Origin of the sequence: Cupriavidus sp. 30B13, from assembly GCF_049059565.2 — a bacterium.
In the GTDB taxonomy this organism is placed as follows: domain Bacteria; phylum Pseudomonadota; class Gammaproteobacteria; order Burkholderiales; family Burkholderiaceae; genus Cupriavidus.
Map to the genome: position 1 here is coordinate 2,595,100 of NZ_CP188223.1, position 22,435 is coordinate 2,617,534.

Here is a 22,435-nt window from a genome sequence, read left to right on the forward strand (position 1 = left end):
ATAAACCAGACAATCAGCGGCTGTAAACGTTCATGCCGGGGAAGAAGAAGGCGATCTCCGCGGCAGCCGTTTCGGCGGCGTCCGAGCCGTGCACGGCGTTGGCGTCGATGCTGTCGGCGAAGTCGGCGCGGATGGTGCCCTTGTCGGCCTTCTTGGGGTCGGTGGCGCCCATCAGGTCGCGGTTGGTCAGGATGGCGTTCTCGCCTTCCAGGGCCTGGATCATGACCGGGCCCGAAACCATGAAGTCCACCAGGTCCTTGAAGAACGGGCGGGCCTTGTGCACGGCGTAGAACTGCTCGGCTTCGCCGCGCGACAGGTGAACCATCTTGGCAGCCACGATCTTCAGGCCGGCGGCCTCGAAGCGAGCGTAGATCTGACCGATGACGTTCTTCGCCACGGCATCCGGCTTGATAATGGACAGGGTGCGTTCGATCGCCATAAAAACTCCGAAAAATGAAGGGGTTACAATTGGAATAAACGTGCAATTCTAGCACGAGACAGTTATGGTTTCGAGAGCACCGCTGCCACCTGCGCGCCGCCACCGCCCGCTGGCGACGCCATCCGCCCCATGTGGCAGTCGCACCACTTTATTTCTCTTCAGCGTGCAGGGAACGCCTGGCGTGGCCGATAATCGAATGAACGTTGGCCACGCGCGAGGCGAGATTACACCTTGATGACAAAGTGGCGATTACGTTTCACAAGCCCTTGCAATTCGCCCGGTGCGATGCCACATTGGCGTTGTGCCCGCCTGGGTCAGCCCGGCGCCTCACCGTTTTTGAAACAGGAGTCACCATGGACAACAAGCTGAACACCTACAGTTTCGGCAGCGGCACCGCAACCAGCGACGTTGTGGTCCGCAATCGGGTAATGCGCAACACCTACTGGCTGCTGGCCATCTCGATGATCCCCACCGTGCTAGGTGCCTGGATCGGCGTGACCAGCGGCTTCAGCCTGATGCGGGGCAGCCCCGGCCTGTCGCTGATCCTGTTCCTGGGCATCGCGTTCGGCTTCTTCTACGCCATCGAGAAGACCAAGAACAGCAGCATGGGCGTGGTCCTGCTGCTGGCCTTCACGTTCTTCATGGGCCTGATGCTGTCGCGCCTGATCGGCTCCGTGCTGCAGTTCTCCAACGGACCCGCGCTGATCATGTATGCCTTTGGCGGCACCGCGGCGGTATTCGGCGCCATGGCGACCGTCGCCACCGTCAGCAAGCGCGATTTCTCCGGCCTGAGCAAATTCCTGTTCGTCGGCGTGATCCTGCTCATCCTGGCCAGCGTCGCCAATATCTGGCTGCAGTTGCCGTCGCTGATGATCACCGTGTCGGTGATCGCCATCGGGATCTTCTCGGCCTACATCCTGTTCGACGTGCAGCGCGTGCTCAACGGCGGCGAGACCAACTACATCACGGCCACGCTGGCGATTTACCTGGACGTGTACAACGTGTTTGCCAATCTGCTGGCATTGCTTGGCATCTTTGGCGGCAATCGCGACTGAGGTGGGCGGCTTTGCCGCCCTGTCCCTGCCCTCGAAATGAAAAAGCCAGCGCATCCGCGCTGGCTTTTTTGCTGTGGCTTTTGGTGGCCTTGGCGGCTTTGGCCTTTTGGGTCCGTCAGGCGCATGCACATGCGCTTGCCTCCCTGGGCCTGGCGGCTCGAGCTTGATAGCCCATTCGCACACATGTAAGTGTCACTTTTCTTTTCTCGAAAAGAAAAGTAACCAAAAGAAAGCGATTCTTGCAGAAGGCTGGGCGCTCAGACTTTAAATCTGATTGTGGTTTCGTGGTGGGCGAGACGGCTTCGATAAGACTGCTGACGCTACCGGCGCTAGCCACAGCGACATCTCGGGTGGTGTCCGATTCGTGGTGGCGCTGCATGATGGCGTAGGCCCCGATGGTTCAAGCTGCTGCCGCGACCGGAGCGGATGCCACGTCATAGGCACGACACCGGTTTCGTGGTGGGCGCGGTGGCACCAGTTTGAAACGTAGCCGCATACACCCGCGCCCCGGTCCACGACGCCCACCACGAAACCATGAGGGTGCTACGTCGTGGCCGCCAAAACCGGTAGCGGCAGATGGCAGAACAAGCAGTGCGCCCGCCATCATAGGTCTGACCCCGAAACCAACAAAACCCGCAGCTTAGTGGCCGCCCGCACCGGTAACGGCAGGATGCGAGCAGAACCACAGGCCCCACCACGAAACCACCAACAACCAGAAATCCCAACGTTTCTGCCCCTGCCGGCCAGGCAGTCCGCTTTCTTTGCCTACTTTCTTTTCGGAAAAAAGAAAGTAGGTCGCTCCGGGGGAGCGAAAGCCTTTGACTTTAAGACTTTGACTTTGACTTTGAAAACCAAAACCTACCCCCCATCCCCCTAATCCCGATCAAACACCGCAATAGACTCCACATGCGAAGTATGCGGAAACATATTGACCACCCCCGCCCCCGACAACCGATAACCCGCCTCATGCACCAGCAGCCCGGCATCGCGTGCCAGCGTCGCCGGGCTGCATGACACATAGACGATACGCCGCGGCAGCACGTCGCTGCCGGCCTGGGCCAGTTCGCCCAGCGCCTTGCACACCGCCAGCGCCCCCTCGCGCGGCGGGTCGACCAGCCAGCGGTCGAAGCGGCCCAGCGCGGCGATGTCCTCCGCGCTGACCTCGAACAGGTTGCGGCAGGCGAATTCGGTCTTGTGGTCCAGCCCGTTGCGGGCGGCATTGGCCAGCGCCCGGGAGGTCAGCAGTTCGCTGCCTTCGATGCCCATCACCGAGCGGCCGCGCGTGGCCAGCGGCAGCGTGAAATTGCCGATGCCGCAAAACAGGTCGAGCAGGCGGTCTTCGGGCCGCGCGTCCAGCAGGCGCAGCGCGCGGCCGATCAGCACGCGGTTGATCTGGTGGTTGACCTGGGTGAAGTCGGTCGGCTTGAACGGCATGCGGATGCCGAACTCGGGCAACGTGTAGGCCAGCTCGCGGTCCAGCGGGTAGAACGGCACCACCGTGTCCGGGCCCTTGGACTGCAGCCAGAACTGCACGCCATGCCGGTCGGCGAAGGCGCGCAGCAGGTCTTCGTCCGCGGCGGTGAGCGGCTCCAGGATGCGCAGCACCAGCACGGTCACGTCCTGCCCCACGGCCAGTTCGATCTGGGGCATGCGGTCACGGATCGACAGCCCCATCACCAGTTCGCGCAGCGGCACCAGCATGGCCGAGACATGCGGCGGCAGGACTTCGCAGCGCGTCATGTCGGCCACGAAGCTGCTCTTGCGCTCGTGAAAGCCCACCAGCACCCCGCCCTTCTTGGCCACGTAGCGCACCGTCAGGCGGGCGCGGTAGCGGTAGCCCCAGTCGGGGCCGGCGATCGGGCGGAACACCACGTCCGGGCGCAGCTTGGACAGATGCCAGAGATCGTCTTCCAGCACGCGCTGCTTGATCGCCAGCTGCGCGCGCGAGTCCAGGTGCTGCATCGAGCAGCCGCCGCACACGCCGAAATGCTGGCAGCCCGGCTTCACGCGCATGGGCGTGGCCTGCTTGATCTCGACCAGCGACGCCTGCTCGAAGCTGGCCTTGCGCTTGAAGCTGCGGTAGCTGACGGTCTCGCCCGGCAGCGCGCCCTCGACGAAGATGACCTTGCCGGGCGTGCCGTCCTCGTTGACCAGCCGGCCGACGCCGCGCGCCTCCATGTCGAGGCTGTGGATCTGCACCACCGGCTGCGCACCGGCCGCGGCAGGAACGGTGGAGACGGCGGCGGGAGAAACGGGAGCGGAAGCGGGCGAGGCGGCATTGACGCCACTTTCTGGCGCCGGTTGGGCTTGCGGTCGAGTCACGGCTTGGGACACCTGGGGAGCTGTCGTATTGTTTTGCGAAAGCGCGATTGTAGTCCAGACGCGGCCGCGGCCGGCTACGGCGGCGGCGGCCGGCCGCCTTGAAACCAGAACGGGACAAGCGCTCCCGATTGGCGCAACATGGAGCAGCGCGCAAACCCAGGCCGGCAGGCGAGCAGGAGACGACATGGAACTGATCTCGTGGAATATCCAGTGGGGCCGCGGCGCCGACGGACGCGTCGACCTGGCCCGCACGGTGCAGGCCCTGCACGCCATCGCCGATGCCGACGTGCTGTGCCTGCAGGAGGTGACGCGCGGGTATGCCGAGCTCGCCGGCGCTCCCGGCGCCGACCAGGTGGCCGAGCTGGCGGCCCTGCTGCCCGGCTACCGCATCCTCTATGCGCCCGGCGTGGACCGCGTGGCCGCCGACGGCTCGCCGCGCCAGTTCGGCAACCTGATCGCCACCCGGCTGCCGGTACGCGAAGTGTTCCGCCACACCCTGCCCTGGCCCGCCGACCCGACCGTGCCGTCGATGCCGCGCGTGGCGCTGGAGGCCACCGTGATGGCCGGCGAGCGCAACCTGCGCGTGATCTGCACCCACCTGGAGTATTACTCCCCCCACCAGCGCGCGGCGCAGGCCGACGCACTGCGCGTCTGGCACCGCGAGGCGTGCGAGCATGCCAGCCAGCCCGGCCTGCGCGAGACCAGACCCGGCCCGTTCACGCCCGAGCCGCGCCCCGTTTCCGCGGTGCTGTGCGGGGACTTCAACAGCGCGCCGGACGATATCGCCTACCTGCGCATGCTGGCCCCCTACGACAGCCCGCACGAACCCGCCACCGTGCCCTGGCACGATGCCTGGATGCGCGCCCACCCGGGCCAGCCGCACGCGCCCACCTGCGCGCTGCACGACAAGGAGCAGTGGCCGCAGCCGCCCTTTGCCTGCGACTTCGTCTTCATCACCGAAGACCTGCTGCCGCAGTTGCTGTGCTGCGAGGTGGACGGCGAGACCCAGGCTTCGGACCACCAGCCGCTCTACCTGTCGCTATCGGACGAATGACCGCCGGCGGCCGGACGGCAAACGCCCCGGTGCGGCATGGCCGGACCGGGGCGCGACAAGGCCGCCGCAGCTACGCGGCCTCAGATCTCGGGTTCTTCCTCGTCATCGCCGCCCGCATAGACCGGCTTGATGCGGAAGGCACGCAGGTAATCCATCCACTGCGCGCCGGGCAGCTCGGCCAGCGACTGCTGCACGAACTCGACCTCGGTATCGAACTGCCGCGGCGTGAGGCCGCCGCGCATCAGCTGGAAGCGGCAATACACCAGGTAGGTGTTGACGACGTCGGTCTCGCAGTAATCGCGGATCGCGCCCAGCTGGCCGTCCTGGTAGGCCTGCCAGACCTTGCTGCCGTCCATGCCCATCTTGCCGGGGAAGCCGCACAGCTTGGCGAGGTCGTCGAGCGGCGCGCTGGCGCGCGGCTGGTACATCGCCAGCAGGTCCATCAGGTCCAGGTGCCGCATGTGATAGCGGCTGATGTAGTTGTTCCACTTGAAGTCGCGGCTGTCGGACTCGCTGCCCTCGCCCATCTCCCAGTAGCGCGGCGCCACGATGCCGTGGACCAGGCCACGGTAGTGCAGCACCGGCAGGTCGAAGCCGCCGCCGTTCCACGACACCAGCTGCGGCGAATAGCGCGCCACGAGATCGTAGAACTTCTGGATCAGGACAGCCTCGCCGTCCTCCGGCGTGCCGAGCGAGCCGACGTGGAAGACCGGGCTGCCGTCGCGCTGGTTGCGCCGCAGGACGCAGGAGATCGCGGCGATGCGCTGCAGGTAGTGGGGCAGGAAATCGCTGCCGGTCTTGTCGCGCCGGGCCGCGAAGGCATGCTCCGCGACCTCGGCGTCGGTCATTGAATCGGGGTGGTCGTGAAGACGACGCAAACCATCGACATCGGGAATCGTCTCGATGTCGAATACCAGCACAGGTGTCATAGAACGGCGTCCTTGCGCACGCCTTGGGAAGCGAAATGGCGCTTGAGCTTGACCAGCGCCTCTTGCTGGATCTGGCGCACGCGCTCGCGCGTCAGGCCCATTTCCTCGGCAAGTTCTTCCAGCGTGGCCGGCTCGATGTGGTTAAGGCCGAAACGGCGCTCGACGACATAGCGGTGTTTCTCCGACAGCCGCGCGAGCCACTGCTTCATCAGGTTTTCCAGCTCGCGGTGCGCGACTTCCTGGTCGGGCGCGGCATTGTGCTCGTCCGAGAGGAAATCCAGCAGGCTGGAGCCGGGGTCGAGGTCGAAAGGCGTGTCCAGCGAGGTGGTGTGCTCGTTGAGCGCGAGCACGTCCTGCACTTCGTCCGGGGTCTTGCCCAGCAGGTGGGCGATGTCTTCCAGGCTGGCGTCGCGCCCGTCCGTGCCGCCCTTCTCCAGATGGCGCTTGGCGCGCAGCACCTGGTTGAGCTCGCGGATCACATGGACCGGCAGGCGCACGGTGCGCGCCTGGTTCATGATGGCGCGCTCGATGCTCTGGCGGATCCACCACGTGGCGTAGGTCGAAAAGCGGAAGCCGCGCGAGGGATCGAATTTCTCGATGGCGTGCATCAGCCCGAGATTGCCTTCCTCGATCAGGTCCAGCAGCGGCACGCCGCGGTTGAGGTAGCCCTTGGCGATGCTGACCACCAGCCGCAGGTTGCGCTCGATCATGACCTGGCGCGCGGAGAAATCGCCGCCCTTGGCCAGCGTGGAGAAATGCAGCTCCTCGGGCGCGGACAGCAGCGGCTTGATGCTGATGCGGTTCAGGTAGTGCTGGACGGTATCGGCTGCCAGCTCGGTGTGCAGCACGGTGCGGAAGTCGTCGTGGTCCGGCGCGGCGGCCTCGCTCTCGGCCTCCTCTTCCTCCTCGGCTTCTTCCTCGTCCTCGTCGCGCGCCTGGCGCTCGACTTCCTCGACCATCAGGTCGGCCTCGCGCAGGCCCGCCGCGTTGCCCGCGGTGATCGGTTCATCGGTCAGCGGAACCAGTTCGGCGGCGGGATCCTGGTCGTAGGCATCGGCATCGGCCTGGGCCACGCCAGCGGTCTGCTGCATCTCCGGCTGCTTGGAACGCCGGGTCCGGCTGGTGCTTCCGGTTGAGACAGTTTTCTGGCGTGGCATGAATCCTCACTGTGGCGGCAGATACCGCATCGGATCGACTGGCTTCCCGTTCTTTCTGACCTCGAAATGCAGTTTCACGCGATCGGTGTCACTGTTGCCCATCTCTGCAATCTTTTGTCCCTTGCGGACCGTTGCCTGCTCCGTCACCAGCACCTTGTCGTTGTGGCCGTACGCAGTGAGATATGTATCGTTGTGTTTGATGATGACAAGATTCCCGTAGCCGCGCAAGGGGCCAACGTGAATCACGCGGCCATCGTCCGCCGCCTGCACCGGATCGCCTTTCTTGCCCGCAATATCGATGCCTTTGTTGCCTTTTTCGTCGAACCGGCCGATCAGCTGGCCGGTCACCGGCCATGCCAGCTTGATGCCGTTGTCGGCGGCCGCGGCCGAGGCGGGCGCCGCCGGCGTGGCGGCCGCGCCGGAAGCCGCGGTGGACGGCAACGGCACCGGCACGGGGCGCGCCTGGTCGATCGGCTGGCCCTGCACCGCGCCCGGCGTGACCGGCATGGTGGCCACGCCGGTGCCGGCGTTGACGTCCGCTCCCGGCGGCGCCACGCGCAACAATTGACCCACTTCGATCTGGTTGGGATTGGTGAGCTGGTTCCAGGCGGCGACGTCGCGATAGGATTGGCCGTTCTCGAGCGCGATTCGATAAAGCGTATCGCCGCGCTTGACGCGATAGTACCCGGGCGGCGCGGGCTCCAGCGGCGCCACCCCGGCCACGCCGGCGCCGGAGGTGCGGTCCACCACCGGCGCCGGCATCGGCGAGGAGGCGCAGGCCGCCAGCAGGGACAGCAGCAAGGAGGCGGTGGCAAGCTGCCCGGCGCGGGCAAAACGTTCCGTATTCACGATATTGTGCATAGTTCGACTCAGATAGTGCCCGATTTTAATGGCACAAAGAAAACGGCTTCAAGCGCGGTCCGGTGAAATCGATGGCGGTTGCGCCGCTCGATCAACAACAACTGCTGCGTGATGGTCTGCCCTGGCCCGCCGGCGGTGGGCGCCACCGCCACCGGGGCGATCAGGCGCCCGCCGATGGCGAGCTGCTCCAGCAGCGCCTGCGGCACCTCCATGCCGGCGGCGGCCAGGATAATGGCGGAAAACGGCGCCGCCTGCGGCAGGCCCAGCATGCCGTCGCCATAGTGCAGGCGCAGGTTGGGCACGCGCAACGGCCGCAAGTTCGCCTTGGCCTGTTCGTGCAGCGGACGGATCCGCTCGATGGAGAACACTTCGCTGGCCACCAGGCTCAGCACCGCCGCCTGGTAGCCGCAGCCGGTGCCGATCTCCAGCACGCGCGCCAGCGGTTCGTCGGCGGCCAGGCCATCGCGCAGCAGCTCGATCATGCGCGCCACCACCGACGGCTTGGAAATGGTCTGCTGGTGCCCGATCGGCAGGGCCGCATCCTCATAGGCCTGCGAAGCCAGGCCCGGCTCCACGAACAGGTGGCGCGGCACCGTGGCGATGGCGTCGAGCACGCGCTCGTCGCGGATGCCGGCGGCGCGCAGCCGTGCCGCCAGCGCGCCGCGCGCGCGTTCGGAGGCCATGCCGCCACCGCCCGCGGTGGCCGCGCTGGCGCGTGCCTGCACCGCGCTGGCGGGCGGCACCGGCGCGGGCACGCCCGGCGCGCGCGCCGCGGCCTTGGCGGCGATGGCCGCGCCGCGCGCGCCGCCCACGGCGGGCAGGCCCGCGGTGCGCGCCGGCGCAGGCTTGCGCTCGACGACGGCGTCGAGGGAGAGCGGAAATTTCGGGCGGCGCGGGGCAGTGCTCATGTCGGCCGGGGACTGCGAGGGAAAGGGCTTATGCCAGCCACTGGTTGATCTGGTCGAGCTGGCCGCGGTGCGTCAGGTCCAGCTGCAAAGGGGTCAGCGAGACATAGCCTTCGCCGGTGGCATGGAAATCCGTGCCCTCGCTCGCGTCGCGCGCGTCGCCGGCGGCGCCGATCCAGTAGTTGGTATCGCCGCGCGGGTTGACCTGCATGATCACCGGCTGGGAGGGATGGCGCTTGCCGAGCCGCGTGGCGCGGTAGCCGCGGATATGCTCGAACGGCAGGCTGGGAATATTGACGTTGAGCAGGAACGGCTCGGCCGCGGGCCTGGCGATATAGCGCTCGACAATGTCGCGCGCCACGCGCGCCGCGGCGTCAAGATGCGTCCAGCCCTTGTCCACCTGGGAAAACGCGATCGACGGAATGCCCAGCAGGAAACCTTCGATGGCCGCGGCGACGGTGCCCGAATACAACACGTCCTCGCCCATGTTCTGGCCCTGGTTGATGCCGGACACCACCAGGTCGGGCTTTTCCTCGAGCAGGCCGGTCAGCGCGATATGCACGCAGTCGGTCGGCGTGCCGTTGACGAAGCGGAAACCCTTCTGCACGCCCTCGCGCGCCTCGTAGATCGACAGCGGGCGTTGCAGGGTCAGCGAATTCGAAGCGCCGCTGTGGTTCTGCTCGGGCGCGATCACCGTGATGCGCGCCAGCGGCGCCAGCGCGGCATGGAGCGCGGCAAGGCCCGGCGCCAGGTAACCGTCGTCGTTTGCGAGAAGGATATGCATGGCCGCGATTGTACCTGACAAGAATGCCGCGCAAGCCGCGTGCGCGCCGCAAAAAACGGCGGCTGGCGCGGGGCGGCCGGCATGTCTGTGCGGCAGCTAACAGAACGATCGTGCTATTTTTGCGCTACACTTGGCCGGGCCCGTTGCAGGACCTGTTTGGCGCCGCAGGCACGGCGCGCGCGCACCCGTGGCCGCACCAACTTGCGCCACCGCCGCCAGGCAAGGGACATGACGAAGCCGACGAACATATACCGGAGACATGATGAAAGCCGTACTGTGCAAAGCCTGGGGCCCGCCCGATTCGCTGGTGCTCGAAACCCTGCCCGACCTCGTGCCCGCCGCGGGCGAGGTAGTGATAGACGTGAAGGCCGCCGGCGTGAACTTCCCCGACGTCCTCATCATCCAGAACAAATACCAGGCCAAGCCGCAACTGCCCTTCTCCCCGGGCTCGGAACTGGCCGGCGTGGTCAATGCCGTCGGCGAGGGCGTGACCCACGTCAAGCCCGGCGACAAAGTCATCGCCTATCTCGGCAACGGCGCCTTCGCCTCGCAGGCCAGGGCCCCCGCCAGCGCCGTGGTGCCGATGCCGCCGGGCATCGACTTCGAGACCGCCGCCGCGTTCACGCTGACCTACGGCACCTCCCACCACGCCGTGGTGGACCGCGGCGAGCTCAAGGCCGGCCAGACCATGCTGGTGCTCGGCGCGGCCGGCGGCGTGGGCCTGGCGGCCATCGAGATCGGCAAGGCCATCGGCGCGCGCGTGATCGCGGCCGCGTCCACCGACGACAAGCTGGCGGTGTGCAAGGAACACGGCGCCGACGCGCTGATCAACTACACCACCGAAGACCTGCGCGAGCGCGTCAAGGCCCTGACCGACGGCAAGGGCCCCGACGTCATCTATGACCCGGTCGGCGGCATCTATGCCGAACCGGCCTTCCGCTCGATCGGCTGGCGCGGCCGCTACCTGGTGGTGGGCTTCGCCAACGGCGAGATCCCCAGGATCCCGCTGAACCTGGCGCTGCTCAAGGGCGCCTCGCTGGTGGGCGTGTTCTGGGGCGACTTCGCGCGGCGCGAGCCCAAGGCCAACCAGGCCAACATGGCGCAGATGCTGGGCTGGATGAAGGAAGGCAAGATCCGCCCGCATATCTCCGCGCGCTATCCGCTCGAGCAGGCGCCGCAGGCATTGAAGGACATGGAAGCGCGCAAGGTGACCGGCAAGATCGTCATCGTGCCCTGACCCGCCCAAACACGCGCCTCGCGGCGCCGCGCAACCCAGCGCAGAGCAGGACACCGAGGCCAGGCACAGCGCCCGGATGCGTCGAGCATCCGGGCGCTTTCCGTTCCGGGGCGCGGCGCGGCGCGGCGCCGGACAGGGTCGGGCCACGCCGGAAGCGCTGCACGGCGATTTCGCGGAAACCCCTTTCGTGGAAACCCTCTAGATTTCAAGTGTCTCCAGACACACAGCAGTCACGCGACGGAGCAAGAATGCCGGGCTGAGCCTGGGCGCGCGCGTGCGCGGCAGCCCACGCATCCACCTATAAGGAGAAACAAGCCATGGATCGCCGCCGATTCTTGAAATGGGGAAGCTTCATCACTGTCTCGGTCGCCACCACCGGCCTCGCCGGCTGCGGCGGCGATGACAACAGCGCCACGCCCGCCCCGGCGCCGGCTCCGGGGACCGACCCCGCGCCGGGCTCCGCGGACAAATTCAGCTTCCAGCACGGCGTGGCCTCGGGCGACCCCAAGCCGGACAGCATCGTGCTGTGGACCCGCGTGGAAGGCGACAACGGCAAGCAGCCGGTGTCCGTCCAGCTGCAGGTATCGGCCCGGTCCGACTTCTCCACGCTGCTCGTCAACGACACGCTGACCGCCCTGCCCGACTGGGACTACACGCTGCGCAACAAGGTCACCAACCTGGCCGCGGCCACCACCTACTACTATCGCTTCGTGGTCGGCAGCCAGACCAGCCCGGTGGGCCGCACGCGCACCGCGCCGGCCGCCGGCACGCCGCTCACGCAGCTCAAGTTCGCCTTCGTGAGCTGCCAGGACTGGAGCGTGAACCACTGGGCCGGCATGGAAGAACTGGCCGCGCAGGACCTGGATTTCATCATCCACGTGGGCGACTACATCTACGAGACCGTGGGCGCCAGTTTCCAGAGCGGCGCGGTGGAAAGCCGCCACGCCCAGCTCAAGCTGCCGGACGGCACCCCGCGCGACGACGGCGCCACCTACGCCACCACCGTCAACGACTATCGCTACCTGTACAAGTCCTACCGCACCGACGCGCGCCTGCAGGCGCTGCATGCGCGCTTCCCGGTGATCGCCATCTGGGACGACCACGAGTTCTCCGACGACTGCTGGCAGGACCGCCAGACCTACAGCGCCACCGACGACGCCACCCCGCGCACCGCGCGCCGGCGCAGCGCCAACCAGGCCTGGTTCGAGTTCATGCCGGCCGACGTCAGCCTGGACCTGAACAACCCGTCGTTCCAGAACATCCAGATCTACCGCGCCTTCACCTTCGGCAACCTGGCCACGCTGGTGATGACCGACGAGCGCCTCTACCGCGCCGACCACGTGATCCCCGAGCAGGCGGCCGGCAGCGAGATCGGCAGCCGCTACTTCGTGCCCAAGGCCACGCTGGCCGCGGTGGAAGGCGCGAAGATCGCCGGCGCCGGCAACGCGCTGACGCCGGTCTCGATCCTGGGCGACACCCAGCGCGCCTGGTGGCAGACCCAGATGAGCAGCGCCGCCACCACCTGGAAGCTGTGGGGCAACGAGGTCTCGCTGCTGCGCATGCAGATCGACGGCACGCAAGCCATCGCCGGCATGTTCGCCGCCGCGCTGGTCCAGGCCAATCCCGCGCTGGCGCCGCTGCAGGCCGCCATGACCGCGGCGCTGGCCGCCGACCTGAGCGATGCCAAGACCGGTGGCACCTACCCCGGCGCCGTGGCCTACGCCAACCTCAAGGCACTGCTGGGAGCGCCGCCCGTCAGCCTGCCTGGCCCGGCCTTCGACGCGGGCATCAAGCCCCTGCTGGATGCCCAGTTGCCGCCGGTGGCGCTGCTCGACCAGTACATCCTCAACGCCGACCAGTGGGACGGCTACAACGCCGAGCGCAAGAGCCTGATGGCCTTCATCAAGGCGCAGGGCATCGCCAACGTGGTGGCGCTGACCGGCGACATCCACGCCTTCTTCGCCGGCCCGGTGATGGACGACTATGACGCCGCCACGCCGGTGCCGGTGATGGTGGACCTGGTCACCGCCGGGCTGTCGAGCAATTCCTTCCAGAGCTACTTCAAGAGCGTGGTGGATACCGACCCGGCCTTCGCCGCCGCCAAGCCGCTGGTCTACGTCACCCAGGGCGGCACCGTGGTCAACACCTTCAACGACACGCTGAAGGCCTTCAACCCCTGGCTCAAGCATGTGGATTCCGACGCCCAGGGCTACGCGGTGGTGACGCTGACCGCGGCCAAGCTGAGCTGCGAGTTCCACAAGCTCAAGACCCAGTCCAACGGCACCGCGCCGGCCCAGCCGGCCACGGCCAGCACCCAGGTGATGGAGGTGGCGGCCGGCACGCCGGCGGTCACGCTGGTCTAGTCCGGCGGCTTGCTGGCTTGCTGGCTTGCTGGCTTGCTGGCTTGCTGGCTTGCTGGCTTGCTGGCGGCGCGACCGTCGCCGGCAGGCTTGCTCCCCTCTCCCGCTGGCGGGAGAGGGGCAGGGGGAGAGGGCCAGCGCTGGCGAATGCCGCCGTGCCGGACAACGCAATCGGCTTCGTTGCTTGCCTCTATGCCGGACAACACCGTTGGCCTTCGTTTCCGGGCACGATGCCGGACAACACCGTTGGCCCCGCTTGATGTGGCTCCTGGCCGAACCGCCCCTCTCCCCGGCCCTCTCCCCGTGAGGGGAGAGGGAGAACACCTTGCTTGGGCTAGCGCTGACGGCGTGGGCGTATCTGGCGGCTTCGTTCATTGCCCTGGGCCTGCAATTTCTTCCGGGCAGGCTCCCCTTACAGCTTCTCCGTTTCCCCCGTGCGCGGCTGCCACTTCATCAGCCGCTTTTCCACGCTGCCCACCAGCGTGTCCAGCACCAGCGCCGCGGCGGTCAACACCACGATGCCGGCGAACACGGTGTTGATGTCGAAGGTGCCTTCGGCCTGCAGGATCAGGTAGCCCACGCCGCGCGCCGAGCCCAGGTACTCGCCCACCACCGCGCCCACGAAGGCCAGGCCCACCGAGGTATGCAGCGACGAGAACACCCAGCTGGTCGCGCTCGGCAGGTAGACATGGCGCAGCAGTTGCTGCCGGTTCGCGCCCAGCATGCGCACGTTGGCCAGCACCACCGGGCTGACTTCCTTGACGCCCTGGTAGACGTTGAAGAACACGATGAAGAACACCAGCGTCACGGCCAGCGCCACCTTGGACCAGATGCCCAGGCCGAACCACACGGCGAAGATCGGCGCCAGGATCACGCGCGGCATCGAGTTGGCGGCCTTGATGTACGGATCGAGGATCGCCGACGTGAGCGGGCTCAGCGCCAGCCACAGGCCCACGCCCAGCCCCGCCGCGGTGCCGATGCCGAAGGCCAGCAGCGTCTCGACCAGGGTCACGCCGAGGTGGACGTAGATATCGCGCTCGACCACGAACCAGCTCCAGATGCGCTGGGCCACCATCAGCGGTTCGCCGAAGAAGAATGCAACCTGCTGCGAGCGCGTGGCGATATGCCAGGCGCCGAGGATCACAACGAGGACGAGCAGCTGCCAGAAGCGCAGCATGCCCTTGGAGTCGGGACGGAATGCCATGGAAATCGAAATAGAGTCTGACCGGATTGGAGGAAAGCTACCTGCGCCGCGGCGGCCGGGTCAGGCCGCCTTGCGCTGCTGCGCGTAGCCCTTCAGGACTTCCTCGCGCAGCACATCCCAGATGGCCGCGTGCAGCTCGACGAAGCGCGGATGGTTGCGGATCTCGGCCACGTCGCGCGGGCGCGGCAGGTCGATGGCGAACTCGCCGATCGGGTGCGTGCCGGGCCCCGCCGACAGCACCACCACGCGGTCGCTCATGGCAATGGCCTCGTCGAGGTCGTGGGTGATGAACAGCACCGCCTTGCGCTTGGCCGCCCACAGCTCCAGCACTTCGTTTTCCATCAACTGGCGGGTCTGGATGTCGAGCGCGGAGAACGGCTCGTCCATCAGGATGATGTCCGGGTCCAGCACCAGCGTCTGCGCCAGGCTCACGCGCTTGCGCATGCCGCCCGAGAGCTGGTGCGGATAGCGGTCGCCAAAGCCGCCCAGGCCCACGCGGCGCAGCCAGGCCTCGCCCTGCTGCTCGGCGTCGGCGCGCGGCACGCCGCGGAACTCGAGCCCGGCGATCACGTTGTCGAGCGCGCTGCGCCACGGCATCAGCGCCTCGGCCTGGAACATGTAGCCGGCGCGCTCGTTGATGCCGCGCAGCGGCTCGCCGAACACGCGCACCTCGCCGGCGGACGGCTGCAGCAGGCCCGCGCCGACGTTGAGCAGGGTGGATTTGCCGCAGCCGGTCGGCCCCACCACGGAGACGAACTCGCCGGGCTGGATGGCGAGGGTGACGTCCTTGACGGCGGTATAGCGCTGGCTGCGGTCTTCGCGCGAGACGAAGGTACAGGTAACGTTGTCGAGGGAAAGTGCGGCAGTGCTCATGGCTGGCTCTGTGCCGGCCCGGGGCGCTGGCGGTGCCCGGCACCGCCGCGCGGCCCCGGGCCGCGATGGAATACTGGAACTGCGGATGGTCCGCGGCGCAAAATGCAAAGGCCCGCTGCGTGCAGCGGGCCGCCGGCTCCCGTGGCGCGGGCGGTGGCTTACTTGTACTTGGCGTTGGCCTTCAGCACGAAGGCGTTGGTGAAGGTGTTTTCCAGCTTGATGGTCTTGCCCTTGAGTTCGGGGTCGAACTGCTGCAGCGTGTTGAGCGCGGTCCTGGGGCCGTCGGCCGGCATCACGCCGTCCGGCGAGATGGCTTCCTTCACCTTGTCCCACGCCGCCAGGTACAGCGCGCGGTCGCCCAGCAGGTAGCTCTCGGGCACGGTCTTGACGATGTCCGACGGGCCGGCCTTCTGCAGCCACTTGAGCGCGCGCACCATGGCGTTGGCCAGGGCCTGCGTGGTGTTCGGGTTCTGCTGGATGAAGGCGGCCGACGCGTACAGGCAGCCCGACGGCATGTTGCCGCCGAACACGGCCTGCGTGTCCTTGAGCGTGCGGGTGTCCGAGGCGATGCGCACTTCGTTCTTCTGCGTCAGCATCGACACCACGGGGTCGAGGTTGGCCATCGCGTCGATCTGGCCCGAGCGCATCGCGGCCACCGCGCCGGCGCTGGCGCCCACGCCGATGAACGACACGTCGGACGGCTTCAGGCCGGCCTTGGCCAGCACGAAGTTGGCCATCATGTTGGTCGACGAGCCGGGCGCGGTGACGCCGATCTTCTTGCCCTTCAGGTCGGCGATGGACTTGAAATTGGGCAGGTTCTTGTTCGAGACCATCAGCACGATCTGCGGGGCGCGGCCCTGCAGCACGAATTCCTGGTACTGCTGGCCCTTGGCCTGCAGGTTGAGGGTGTGCTCGTAGGCGCCGGAAACCACGTCCGCGCTGCCGCCCACCACGGCCTGCAGCGCCTTGGCGCCGCCGGCGAAATCGACGATCTCGACGTCGAGGCCTTCGTCCTTGAAGTAGCCAAGGCGCTCGGCGATGGTCAGCGGCAGGTAGTAGAACAGGTTCTTGCCGCCCACGGCGATGGTGACCTTGGTCTTCTCGGGCTTGCCCTGGGCCTGCGCCTGGCCGCCGAAGGTGAACCAGCCCGCCAGGAACAGCGCCAGCGCGATCAGCGCCTGCTTCCAGAATTTCTTGTTATACATTGCTCTCTCCTACCTGTTGTCTGCGCGGCGCTGTGCCGCGAAGCGGCAAGTTGCGATGCTAGCGGATGCGGTGCGTGCCCGCATCGGGATCAACACCTATGCCACGCGTGGCGCCGCGCGCAGCGGGCAGCATACAGGGCGTGCCTTTCGGCGGGCTTTCGGCGGGCTTCCGGCTTTCGGCAGCCCGCCGCGGCCCCGCCCTGCCTCACCCGCTCACCCGCTCACTCGGCGTGGATGTCGGCGGACTTGATCACCTTGCCCCAGCGCGCCAGCTCGCCACGCTGGTAGGCATCGAGCTGCTTCGGCCCCATGAACTTCGCCTCGGCGCCGAGTTCCTCGGCCTTCTTGCGGAAGGCGTCGGTCTGCATGATGCGTTCGATCTCGCCGGCCAGCTTGTCGACGACGGGCCTCGGCGTGCCGGCCGGCGCGTACATGGCGAACCAGGACGAGACGTCGAGGTCGGGATAACCGGCCTCGGGCGCGGACGGCACGTCCTTCAGGCTCGGCAGGCGCTGCTTGCTGGTCACCACCAGCGGGCGCAGCTTGCCGCCCTGGATATGCCCCATCAGCGGCGGCGGCGTGGTGATGGTGAGATCGACCGAGCCGCCCAGCAGGTCGGTCATGGCCGGGCCCGTGCCCTTGTACGGGACATGGGTGATCTGGATGCCGGCCATCTGGTTGAGCAGCTCGGTCGAGACATGCTGCAGCGAGCCGTTGCCCGACGACGCGTAGTTGAGCTTGTCGGGATTGGCCTTGGCGTAGGCCACCAGTTCCTTGAGCGACTTGACCGGCAGGCTCGGCCGCACCACCAGCACCTGCGGCGCCGACAGCAGGTTGGCCACCGGCGCGAAGTCCTTGACCGGATCCCACGAAGTCTTGGTCAGCAGCGGCGTGATGACCTGATAGCCCGAGTACTGCACCATCAGGGTGTAGCCGTCCGGCCTGGCTCGCGCCACGGTCTGCGCGGCGATGCCGCCCGAGCCGCCGGGCCGGTTGTCCACCACCACCGGCTGGCCGAGCGCCTTGGCCAGCGGCTCGGAAATCATGCGCGCGGCCAGGTCGGTGGTGCCGCCGGCCGCGGCCGAGACCACCAGCGTGACCGGCCGCTGCGGCCAGGTGCTGTCCTGCGCCCGGGCCGCGCCGCCGGCCAGGCCCGCCAGCCCGGAGGCCAGCGCCACTACGGCGGCCACCGTCCTGCGGCGCGCCGGCGACGGCACGCGCCGCGGGTGGGAATGCGGGTGGGAATGCGAAGAATGCGAACGTGCGTCGGCGGATGCCGGGGTGCTGGGCATGGATGTCTCCTGCTTGGTGCTGGTTGGTCTTGGTCTTGTCTTGCGCCCGCGGCGGCCCTCGCCGCGCGGTGCGCGCCCGTGGTCGCCACGGGCCGATGCGGCCAGCCGCGCCGGTCAGGGCTGCGGGCCGGCCTGTGCTGCGAAATGCGCCGCCATCCACGCCGGCGGCTGGTGCGTGCGCAGGCGCGGGCCCGCGCGCAGCAGCTGGCTGGCGGTATCGCGCTGGACCAGGGCCGGCAAACCCGCCACCACGTCGAGCAGCCGCGCCAGGTCCACGCCGGTGTCCACGCCCATGGTGGCGAACATGTGCACCAGCTCCTCGGTGCTCACGTTGCCGCTCGCGCCCGGCGCGTAGGGACAGCCGCCGAGGCCGCCGGCGGCGGCGTCGAAGCGCGCCACGCCCGCCTGCCAGGCGGCCAGCGCGTTGGCCAGGCCCATGCCGCGCGTGTTGTGCAGGTGGATGGTCAGGCCGGCCTGCGGCAGCTCGCGCCGGAAGCGTTCGCACAACGCCGCCACCTGGGTGGGATAGGCCATGCCGGTGGTGTCGCACAGCGTGATGCCGGCCGCGCCGGCAGCCGCGAACGACGCCGCGAGCGCCATCACCTCGTCCGCATCGACCTCGCCCTCGAACGGGCAGCCGAACACCGTGGACAGCGAGACGTTGACCGGCACGCCGGCCTCGCCCGCCGCCGCAGTCATCGCCAGCAACTGCGCCTGCGACTGCGCGCGCGTCATGCGCAGGTTGGCGCGGTTGTGGGTCTCGCTGGCCGACATCACCAGGTTGAGCTCGTCGGGCCGGCACGACAGCGCGCGCTCCAGGCCACGCAGGTTGGGCACCAGCGCGGTGTAGCGCACGCCCGCGCCGCGCCGCATGCGGTGCATGACGGCCTCGGCGTCGGCCAGCGCGGGAATCGCCTTGGCGGAGGTGAAGGAGGTTGCCTCGATGCGGGCAAAGCCGCAGGCGGACAACGCGTCGAGGAAGGCCACCTTGGCATCGGTCGGCACCACCACCGGCTCGATCTGCAGACCGTCGCGCGGCGCCACCTCGTTGATCTCGATGCGGGCCGGGCCGCGCAGGCCGGCGCTCATGCCACCACCCCGCGCGCGCGCAGGTCGGCGACGGTGGCGGCATCGAAGCCCGCCCGCGCCAGCACCGCGTCGGTATGCTCGCCCAGGGTGGGCGCGCGGTCGTGGATGGCGCCGGGGCTGGCCGACAGCTTGGGCATGATGCCCGGCACCTCCACGGTCAGCCCGGCGGCCGAGGTCACGCTCTCGATCACGCCGCGCGCGCGGTAATGCGGGTCTTCGGCGATGTCCTTGACGGTATAGATGCGGCCCGACGGCACCTCGGCCTGCCTGAGCACGGCCAGCGCGTCTTCCACGCTGTGGGCGCGGGTCCAGGCCGCGATGGCGGCGTCGATTTCCTCGACGCGCAGCACGCGCCCGTCGTTGCGCGCGAGCGCCGGGTCCTCGGCCAGGTCAGCGCGGCCCAGCGCATGCATCAGGCGCTTGAAGATGGCGTCGCCGTTGGCGGCGACCAGCACGTACTCGCCGCTGGCGCACGGATAGGCATTGGACGGCGCGATGCCCGGCAGCGCGCCGCCGGCCGGCTGGCGCACCGCGCCGAACGCGGAGTATTCCGGCAGCAGGCTCTCGCTCAGGTTGAACAGCGATTCATACAGGGCCACGTCGACGACCTGCCCTTGCCCGCCGCGCGCGTCGCGCTCGTACAGCGCCAGCAGCACGCCCAGCGCCCCGTGCAGGCCGGCGATGGTGTCGCCCAGCGACAAGCCCGCGCGCACCGGCGCGCGGCCGGGCTCGGCGGTCAGGTGGCGCAGCCCGCTCATGGCCTCGGCCACCGCGGCAAAGCCGGGTTCGTCCTTCCTGGGGCCGGTCTGGCCGTAGCCCGAGACCCGCACCATGATCAGGCCGGGATTGTCGGCGCTCAGCGTGTCGTAGCCCAGCCCCCACTTCTCCATGGTGCCGGGGCGGAAGTTCTCGATCAGCACGTCGGCCTCGGCGGCCAGGCGGCGCACCACCGCCTGGCCCTCGGCCTGGCGCAGGTCGATGCAGACCGACTGCTTGTTGCGCGACTGCGCTTCCCACCATACCGACGTGTCGCCATGCAGCATGCGCCATTTGCGCAGCGGGTCGCCCTGTCCGGGCGGCTCCACCTTGACCACCTGGGCGCCGAAATCGGCCAGGGTCTTGGCGGCAAAGGGGCCGGCAATCAGTTGTCCGAGTTCCAGGACCCGGATGCCCTCTAGAATCTGTCGCGCCATGTGCGGGGGTCTCCATGCCATTTCGATCGTGGCGGGCGGACCATCGGGGCGGCGCCACGCCTTGTTTCGACGCAGTGTGCCCCAGCCGCGCGCATGGCGGAATCGGCATTCGGAGAAGCGGGTTTTCTTGGAACGCGAAAGCCCGCGGGCTTCAGAAGGGGGCGCGGTCGCCGCACAGGTGCGTGATGAGCAAGCGGGCCGACACCGTCAGCCCGGCCGGGTCGCGCATGCCGATCAGCAGCGTGCGGCGCGCCCAGGCATCCTGCAGCGCCACCAGCGACAGGCCCATCGACTGCACGTGCGGCTCGGCGGCGATGCGCGGCAGCACCCCCACGCCGAGGCCCGCCATCACCATGCGGCACATGGCGTCGAAGCTGCGCACCTGGATGCGCAGGCGGAACGGCCGCTCCAGCCGGCTGCTCTCCTCCAGCAGGCGCGCGGCCAGCGAGGTCACCTGCGGCAGGCTGACGAAGTCGTATTCGAGGGTGTCGGCATAGCGCACCGGGCCGCGCTCGGAGAGCGGATGGCCCGGCGGCGTCACCAGCACCAGTTCGTCCTGGCGGTACTCCACGGTGACCAGCCCGGCGCTCGGCGTGCGGTCGGCGAAGATGCCGACGTCGGCGCGGTTTTCCACCAGCGCGGCCACGATCTCGCTGCTGTTCTGCTCTTCGAGCTCGATGCGGATGGTGGGATGCAGCGCCATGAAGGCCGCCAGGTCGTCCGGCAGGAACTGCGTGATGGCCGAGGTGTTGGCGCACACGCGCACCTGGCCGCGCACGCCGCTGGCGTAGTCCGACATCACGCCGGCCATGCGCTCGACGTCCTGCAGGATGGTGAGCGCGTGGTGGAAGCAGGCCTGCCCGGCTTCGGTCAGCTGCACGCCGGCGGCATGGCGGAAGAACAGCGGCGCGCCGACCGCGGCCTCCAGGTCGGAAATGCGCTTGCTGGCCGCAGCCACCGCCAGGTGGGACTGGCGCGCGCCCGCGGAGATGCTGCCCTGGCGCGCCACGGCGACGAACAGGCCCAGCGTGACGAGATCGAAACGGGCGAGATTCATGCGCATGCGCCGGCCGCGCGCTTATACCGAGCGGCGGTCCATCACCGCGCGGGCAATGGTGCCGGCATCGACGTACTCCAGCTCGCCGCCCACCGGCACGCCGCGCGCCAGGCGCGAGACCTTGAGCCCGCGCGCCTTGAGCATCTCGCCGACATAGTGCGCGGTGGCCTCGCCCTCGCTGGTGAAATTGGTGGCGACGATCACCTCGGACACCGGCCCGCCCAGCGCCGGGTCGGTGGCGCGCGCCAGCAGCCGGTCGAGGTGGATCTCGCGCGGCCCCACCCCGTCCAGCGGCGAGAGCCGGCCCATCAGCACGAAATACTGGCCGCGGTAGGTCAGCGTCTGCTCGATCATGGCCTGGTCGGACGGCGTCTCCACCACGCACAGCAGCGAGGCGTCGCGCCGCTCGTCCAGGCAGGTCGAGCAGATTTCCTGCTCGGTGAAGGTGTTGCAGCGCGAGCAGTGCTTGATGCCGTCGGCCGCGCCGCGCAGCGCGTCGCCGAGCTTGCGCGCGCCGTCGCGGTCGTGCTGCAGCAGGTGGTAGGCCATGCGCTGCGCGGACTTGGGGCCCACGCCGGGCAGGACCCGCAGCGCTTCGATCAGCGCCTGCAGCGAAGTCGGGGGAGCGTTCTTCAAGCGGCGCCCCCGTCGACGGGCACCGCGCCGGGCGCGCCCATGCTCACCACCGGCGCGTGATGCAGCACGGTGGGGAACGGATCGTAGAAATGGTGCAGCAGGGCCTTCCACTGCTGGTACTCGGGCGAGCCGCGAAAGCCTTGCGTGTGGTCTTCGAGCGTGCGCCAGCGGACCGTCAGCAGGTAGTCGGACGGCTGCTCGATGCCACGATGCAGTTCCAGCCCGAGGAAGCCAGGCATGGCCGCGATGACATGGCGCGCGCGCCCGAAGGCCGCCTCGAAGGCGGCTTCCTGGCCGGGACGCACCGGCAGCACTGCGGATTCGAGGATCATGCCCGGTTCCGTTCGCCTGGTTTGCGTCAAGCTCAGAACGGCATCTTGAAGCCCGGCGGCAGCGGCAGGCCGGACGTCATCGAGCCCATCTTTTCCTGCGTGGTGGCCTCGGCCTTGCGCACGGCGTCGTTGAAGGCGGCCGCCACCAGGTCTTCCAGCAGTTCCTTGTCCTCGCCCTCGGCCAGCAGGCTGGGGTCGATGGAGACGCGCTTGACGTCGTTCTTGCAGGTCATGGTCACCTTGACCAGGCCGGCGCCGGACTGGCCCTCGACCTCGATCAGGGCAAGCTGCTCCTGCATCTTCTTCATGTTCTCTTGCATCTGCTGGGCTTGCTTCATCAGCCCGGCCAGTTGGCCCTTCATCATGGAAAGCTCCTGATTAGCGTGTTGGATGGAAACCACGGGCCGCCGCGCGTCATGGGCGCGGCGGCCCGTCATGAAAGACGGTAGCG

Annotated in this window: 21 protein-coding genes; 4 read left to right on the plus strand and 17 right to left on the minus strand. The window is 68.3% G+C overall.

Annotation, left to right across the window (positions count from 1 at the left end; all coding sequences use genetic code 11):
- Window positions 1-13 precede the first annotated feature (13 nt).
- Window positions 14-439, minus strand: a complete 426-nt coding sequence (gene ndk / locus ACKI2N_RS11865; protein WP_420996622.1) for a nucleoside-diphosphate kinase — start codon at window positions 437-439, stop codon at window positions 14-16.
- Window positions 440-792: 353 nt separating this feature from the next.
- Here ndk and ACKI2N_RS11870 point away from each other — a divergent pair, with 353 nt between their 5' ends.
- Window positions 793-1,494, plus strand: a complete 702-nt coding sequence (locus ACKI2N_RS11870; protein ID WP_420996621.1) for a Bax inhibitor-1/YccA family protein — start codon at window positions 793-795, stop codon at window positions 1,492-1,494.
- 873 nt (window positions 1,495-2,367) lie between these two features.
- Here the strand turns inward: ACKI2N_RS11870 and rlmD are convergent.
- A complete protein-coding gene (gene rlmD, locus ACKI2N_RS11875; protein WP_420998557.1) occupies window positions 2,368-3,672 on the minus strand; it encodes a 23S rRNA (uracil(1939)-C(5))-methyltransferase RlmD in 1,305 nt (434 codons plus the stop codon).
- A gap of 328 nt (window positions 3,673-4,000) precedes the next feature.
- On the opposite strand from rlmD, the gene ACKI2N_RS11880 reads away from it, so the two are divergent.
- Window positions 4,001-4,870, plus strand: a complete 870-nt coding sequence (locus ACKI2N_RS11880; protein ID WP_420998556.1) for an endonuclease/exonuclease/phosphatase family protein — start codon at window positions 4,001-4,003, stop codon at window positions 4,868-4,870.
- Between the two features lie 80 nt (window positions 4,871-4,950).
- Here the strand turns inward: ACKI2N_RS11880 and ACKI2N_RS11885 are convergent, their stop codons facing one another.
- The 5 genes from ACKI2N_RS11885 to surE are packed head-to-tail and all read right to left on the minus strand — an operon-like array spanning window position 4,951 to window position 9,506.
- Window positions 4,951-5,799, minus strand: a complete 849-nt coding sequence (locus ACKI2N_RS11885) for a 3'-5' exonuclease (protein ID WP_420998554.1) — start codon at window positions 5,797-5,799, stop codon at window positions 4,951-4,953.
- Complete coding sequence (rpoS, locus tag ACKI2N_RS11890) at window positions 5,796-6,956, minus strand: RNA polymerase sigma factor RpoS (RefSeq protein ID WP_420998553.1); 1,161 nt, start codon at window positions 6,954-6,956, stop codon at window positions 5,796-5,798. Before rpoS ends, ACKI2N_RS11885 begins: the two co-directional genes overlap by 4 nt.
- 6 nt (window positions 6,957-6,962) lie before the next feature.
- Window positions 6,963-7,817, minus strand: a complete 855-nt coding sequence (locus tag ACKI2N_RS11895) for a peptidoglycan DD-metalloendopeptidase family protein (RefSeq protein WP_420998552.1) — start codon at window positions 7,815-7,817, stop codon at window positions 6,963-6,965.
- 8 nt (window positions 7,818-7,825) lie between these two features.
- A complete protein-coding gene (locus ACKI2N_RS11900) occupies window positions 7,826-8,725 on the minus strand; it encodes a protein-L-isoaspartate(D-aspartate) O-methyltransferase (protein WP_426989673.1) in 900 nt (299 codons plus the stop codon).
- Window positions 8,726-8,753: 28 nt separating this feature from the next.
- Entirely contained in the window at window positions 8,754-9,506 is a 753-nt protein-coding gene (surE, locus tag ACKI2N_RS11905) for a 5'/3'-nucleotidase SurE (RefSeq protein ID WP_420998461.1), read from the minus strand.
- Window positions 9,507-9,768: 262 nt separating this feature from the next.
- On the opposite strand from surE, the gene ACKI2N_RS11910 reads away from it, so the two are divergent.
- Together ACKI2N_RS11910 and ACKI2N_RS11915 are read left to right on the plus strand one after the other, a co-directional pair.
- Window positions 9,769-10,743 carry an NADPH:quinone oxidoreductase family protein gene (locus ACKI2N_RS11910; protein WP_420998478.1) on the plus strand — a complete coding sequence of 325 codons (975 nt, stop codon included), beginning with the start codon at window positions 9,769-9,771 and terminating at the stop codon, window positions 10,741-10,743.
- A gap of 317 nt (window positions 10,744-11,060) precedes the next feature.
- On the plus strand, window positions 11,061-13,106 hold the full coding sequence (locus ACKI2N_RS11915; RefSeq protein ID WP_420998462.1) for an alkaline phosphatase D family protein: 2,046 nt from the start codon (window positions 11,061-11,063) through the stop codon (window positions 13,104-13,106).
- A 409-nt stretch (window positions 13,107-13,515) separates the two neighbouring features.
- On the opposite strand, the gene ACKI2N_RS11920 is transcribed toward ACKI2N_RS11915, so the two are convergent.
- The 10 genes from ACKI2N_RS11920 to ACKI2N_RS11965 form a co-directional block, all read right to left on the minus strand.
- Entirely contained in the window at window positions 13,516-14,307 is a 792-nt protein-coding gene (locus ACKI2N_RS11920) for an ABC transporter permease (RefSeq protein WP_420998463.1), read from the minus strand.
- Between the two features lie 60 nt (window positions 14,308-14,367).
- Window positions 14,368-15,180: an ABC transporter ATP-binding protein gene (locus ACKI2N_RS11925; RefSeq protein ID WP_420998464.1), complete on the minus strand. Its 813-nt coding sequence runs from the start codon at window positions 15,178-15,180 to the stop codon at window positions 14,368-14,370.
- A gap of 158 nt (window positions 15,181-15,338) precedes the next feature.
- Complete coding sequence (locus ACKI2N_RS11930) at window positions 15,339-16,385, minus strand: ABC transporter substrate-binding protein (protein WP_420998466.1); 1,047 nt, start codon at window positions 16,383-16,385, stop codon at window positions 15,339-15,341.
- Window positions 16,386-16,606: 221 nt separating this feature from the next.
- Window positions 16,607-17,677: a Bug family tripartite tricarboxylate transporter substrate binding protein gene (locus ACKI2N_RS11935; RefSeq protein ID WP_420998467.1), complete on the minus strand. Its 1,071-nt coding sequence runs from the start codon at window positions 17,675-17,677 to the stop codon at window positions 16,607-16,609.
- Between the two features lie 114 nt (window positions 17,678-17,791).
- Window positions 17,792-18,766, minus strand: coding sequence for a hydroxymethylglutaryl-CoA lyase (locus tag ACKI2N_RS11940; protein WP_420998469.1), 975 nt, complete (start codon window positions 18,764-18,766; stop codon window positions 17,792-17,794).
- Window positions 18,763-19,959: a CaiB/BaiF CoA transferase family protein gene (locus ACKI2N_RS11945; protein ID WP_420998470.1), complete on the minus strand. Its 1,197-nt coding sequence runs from the start codon at window positions 19,957-19,959 to the stop codon at window positions 18,763-18,765. Before ACKI2N_RS11945 ends, ACKI2N_RS11940 begins: the two co-directional genes overlap by 4 nt.
- Before the next feature lie 151 nt (window positions 19,960-20,110).
- Window positions 20,111-21,016, minus strand: coding sequence for a LysR family transcriptional regulator (locus ACKI2N_RS11950; protein ID WP_420998471.1), 906 nt, complete (start codon window positions 21,014-21,016; stop codon window positions 20,111-20,113).
- 21 nt (window positions 21,017-21,037) lie between these two features.
- Window positions 21,038-21,652 (minus strand): recombination mediator RecR, encoded by a 615-nt coding sequence (recR, locus tag ACKI2N_RS11955; protein WP_420998473.1) that lies wholly within the window; start codon window positions 21,650-21,652, stop codon window positions 21,038-21,040.
- The gene (locus tag ACKI2N_RS11960) at window positions 21,649-21,984 is read right to left on the minus strand and encodes an antibiotic biosynthesis monooxygenase family protein (protein WP_420998474.1); all 336 of its coding nucleotides are present in this window, start codon (window positions 21,982-21,984) and stop codon (window positions 21,649-21,651) included. The genes recR and ACKI2N_RS11960 overlap by 4 nt, the downstream gene beginning before the upstream one ends.
- Before the next feature lie 32 nt (window positions 21,985-22,016).
- Window positions 22,017-22,349, minus strand: a complete 333-nt coding sequence (locus ACKI2N_RS11965; RefSeq protein ID WP_420998475.1) for a YbaB/EbfC family nucleoid-associated protein — start codon at window positions 22,347-22,349, stop codon at window positions 22,017-22,019.
- Between the last annotated feature and the right edge of the window lie 86 nt (window positions 22,350-22,435).

What these genes read in the sequence shown, in the direction of transcription:
- ndk (WP_420996622.1), bottom strand. Translation starts at nt 439, where the DNA reads ATGGCGATCGAACGCACCCTGTCCATTATCAAGCCGGATGCCGTGGCG.
- ACKI2N_RS11870 (WP_420996621.1), top strand. Translation starts at nt 793, where the DNA reads ATGGACAACAAGCTGAACACCTACAGTTTCGGCAGCGGCACCGCAACC.
- rlmD (WP_420998557.1), bottom strand. Translation starts at nt 3,672, where the DNA reads ATGGAGGCGCGCGGCGTCGGCCGGCTGGTCAACGAGGACGGCACGCCC.
- ACKI2N_RS11880 (WP_420998556.1), top strand. Translation starts at nt 4,001, where the DNA reads ATGGAACTGATCTCGTGGAATATCCAGTGGGGCCGCGGCGCCGACGGA.
- ACKI2N_RS11885 (WP_420998554.1), bottom strand. Translation starts at nt 5,799, where the DNA reads ATGACACCTGTGCTGGTATTCGACATCGAGACGATTCCCGATGTCGAT.
- rpoS (WP_420998553.1), bottom strand. Translation starts at nt 6,956, where the DNA reads ATGCCACGCCAGAAAACTGTCTCAACCGGAAGCACCAGCCGGACCCGG.
- ACKI2N_RS11895 (WP_420998552.1), bottom strand. Translation starts at nt 7,817, where the DNA reads ATGCACAATATCGTGAATACGGAACGTTTTGCCCGCGCCGGGCAGCTT.
- ACKI2N_RS11900 (WP_426989673.1), bottom strand. Translation starts at nt 8,725, where the DNA reads ATGAGCACTGCCCCGCGCCGCCCGAAATTTCCGCTCTCCCTCGACGCC.
- surE (WP_420998461.1), bottom strand. Translation starts at nt 9,506, where the DNA reads ATGCATATCCTTCTCGCAAACGACGACGGTTACCTGGCGCCGGGCCTT.
- ACKI2N_RS11910 (WP_420998478.1), top strand. Translation starts at nt 9,769, where the DNA reads ATGAAAGCCGTACTGTGCAAAGCCTGGGGCCCGCCCGATTCGCTGGTG.
- ACKI2N_RS11915 (WP_420998462.1), top strand. Translation starts at nt 11,061, where the DNA reads ATGGATCGCCGCCGATTCTTGAAATGGGGAAGCTTCATCACTGTCTCG.
- ACKI2N_RS11920 (WP_420998463.1), bottom strand. Translation starts at nt 14,307, where the DNA reads ATGGCATTCCGTCCCGACTCCAAGGGCATGCTGCGCTTCTGGCAGCTG.
- ACKI2N_RS11925 (WP_420998464.1), bottom strand. Translation starts at nt 15,180, where the DNA reads ATGAGCACTGCCGCACTTTCCCTCGACAACGTTACCTGTACCTTCGTC.
- ACKI2N_RS11930 (WP_420998466.1), bottom strand. Translation starts at nt 16,385, where the DNA reads ATGTATAACAAGAAATTCTGGAAGCAGGCGCTGATCGCGCTGGCGCTG.
- ACKI2N_RS11935 (WP_420998467.1), bottom strand. Translation starts at nt 17,677, where the DNA reads ATGCCCAGCACCCCGGCATCCGCCGACGCACGTTCGCATTCTTCGCAT.
- ACKI2N_RS11940 (WP_420998469.1), bottom strand. Translation starts at nt 18,766, where the DNA reads ATGAGCGCCGGCCTGCGCGGCCCGGCCCGCATCGAGATCAACGAGGTG.
- ACKI2N_RS11945 (WP_420998470.1), bottom strand. Translation starts at nt 19,959, where the DNA reads ATGGCGCGACAGATTCTAGAGGGCATCCGGGTCCTGGAACTCGGACAA.
- ACKI2N_RS11950 (WP_420998471.1), bottom strand. Translation starts at nt 21,016, where the DNA reads ATGAATCTCGCCCGTTTCGATCTCGTCACGCTGGGCCTGTTCGTCGCC.
- ACKI2N_RS11960 (WP_420998474.1), bottom strand. Translation starts at nt 21,984, where the DNA reads ATGATCCTCGAATCCGCAGTGCTGCCGGTGCGTCCCGGCCAGGAAGCC.
- ACKI2N_RS11965 (WP_420998475.1), bottom strand. Translation starts at nt 22,349, where the DNA reads ATGATGAAGGGCCAACTGGCCGGGCTGATGAAGCAAGCCCAGCAGATG.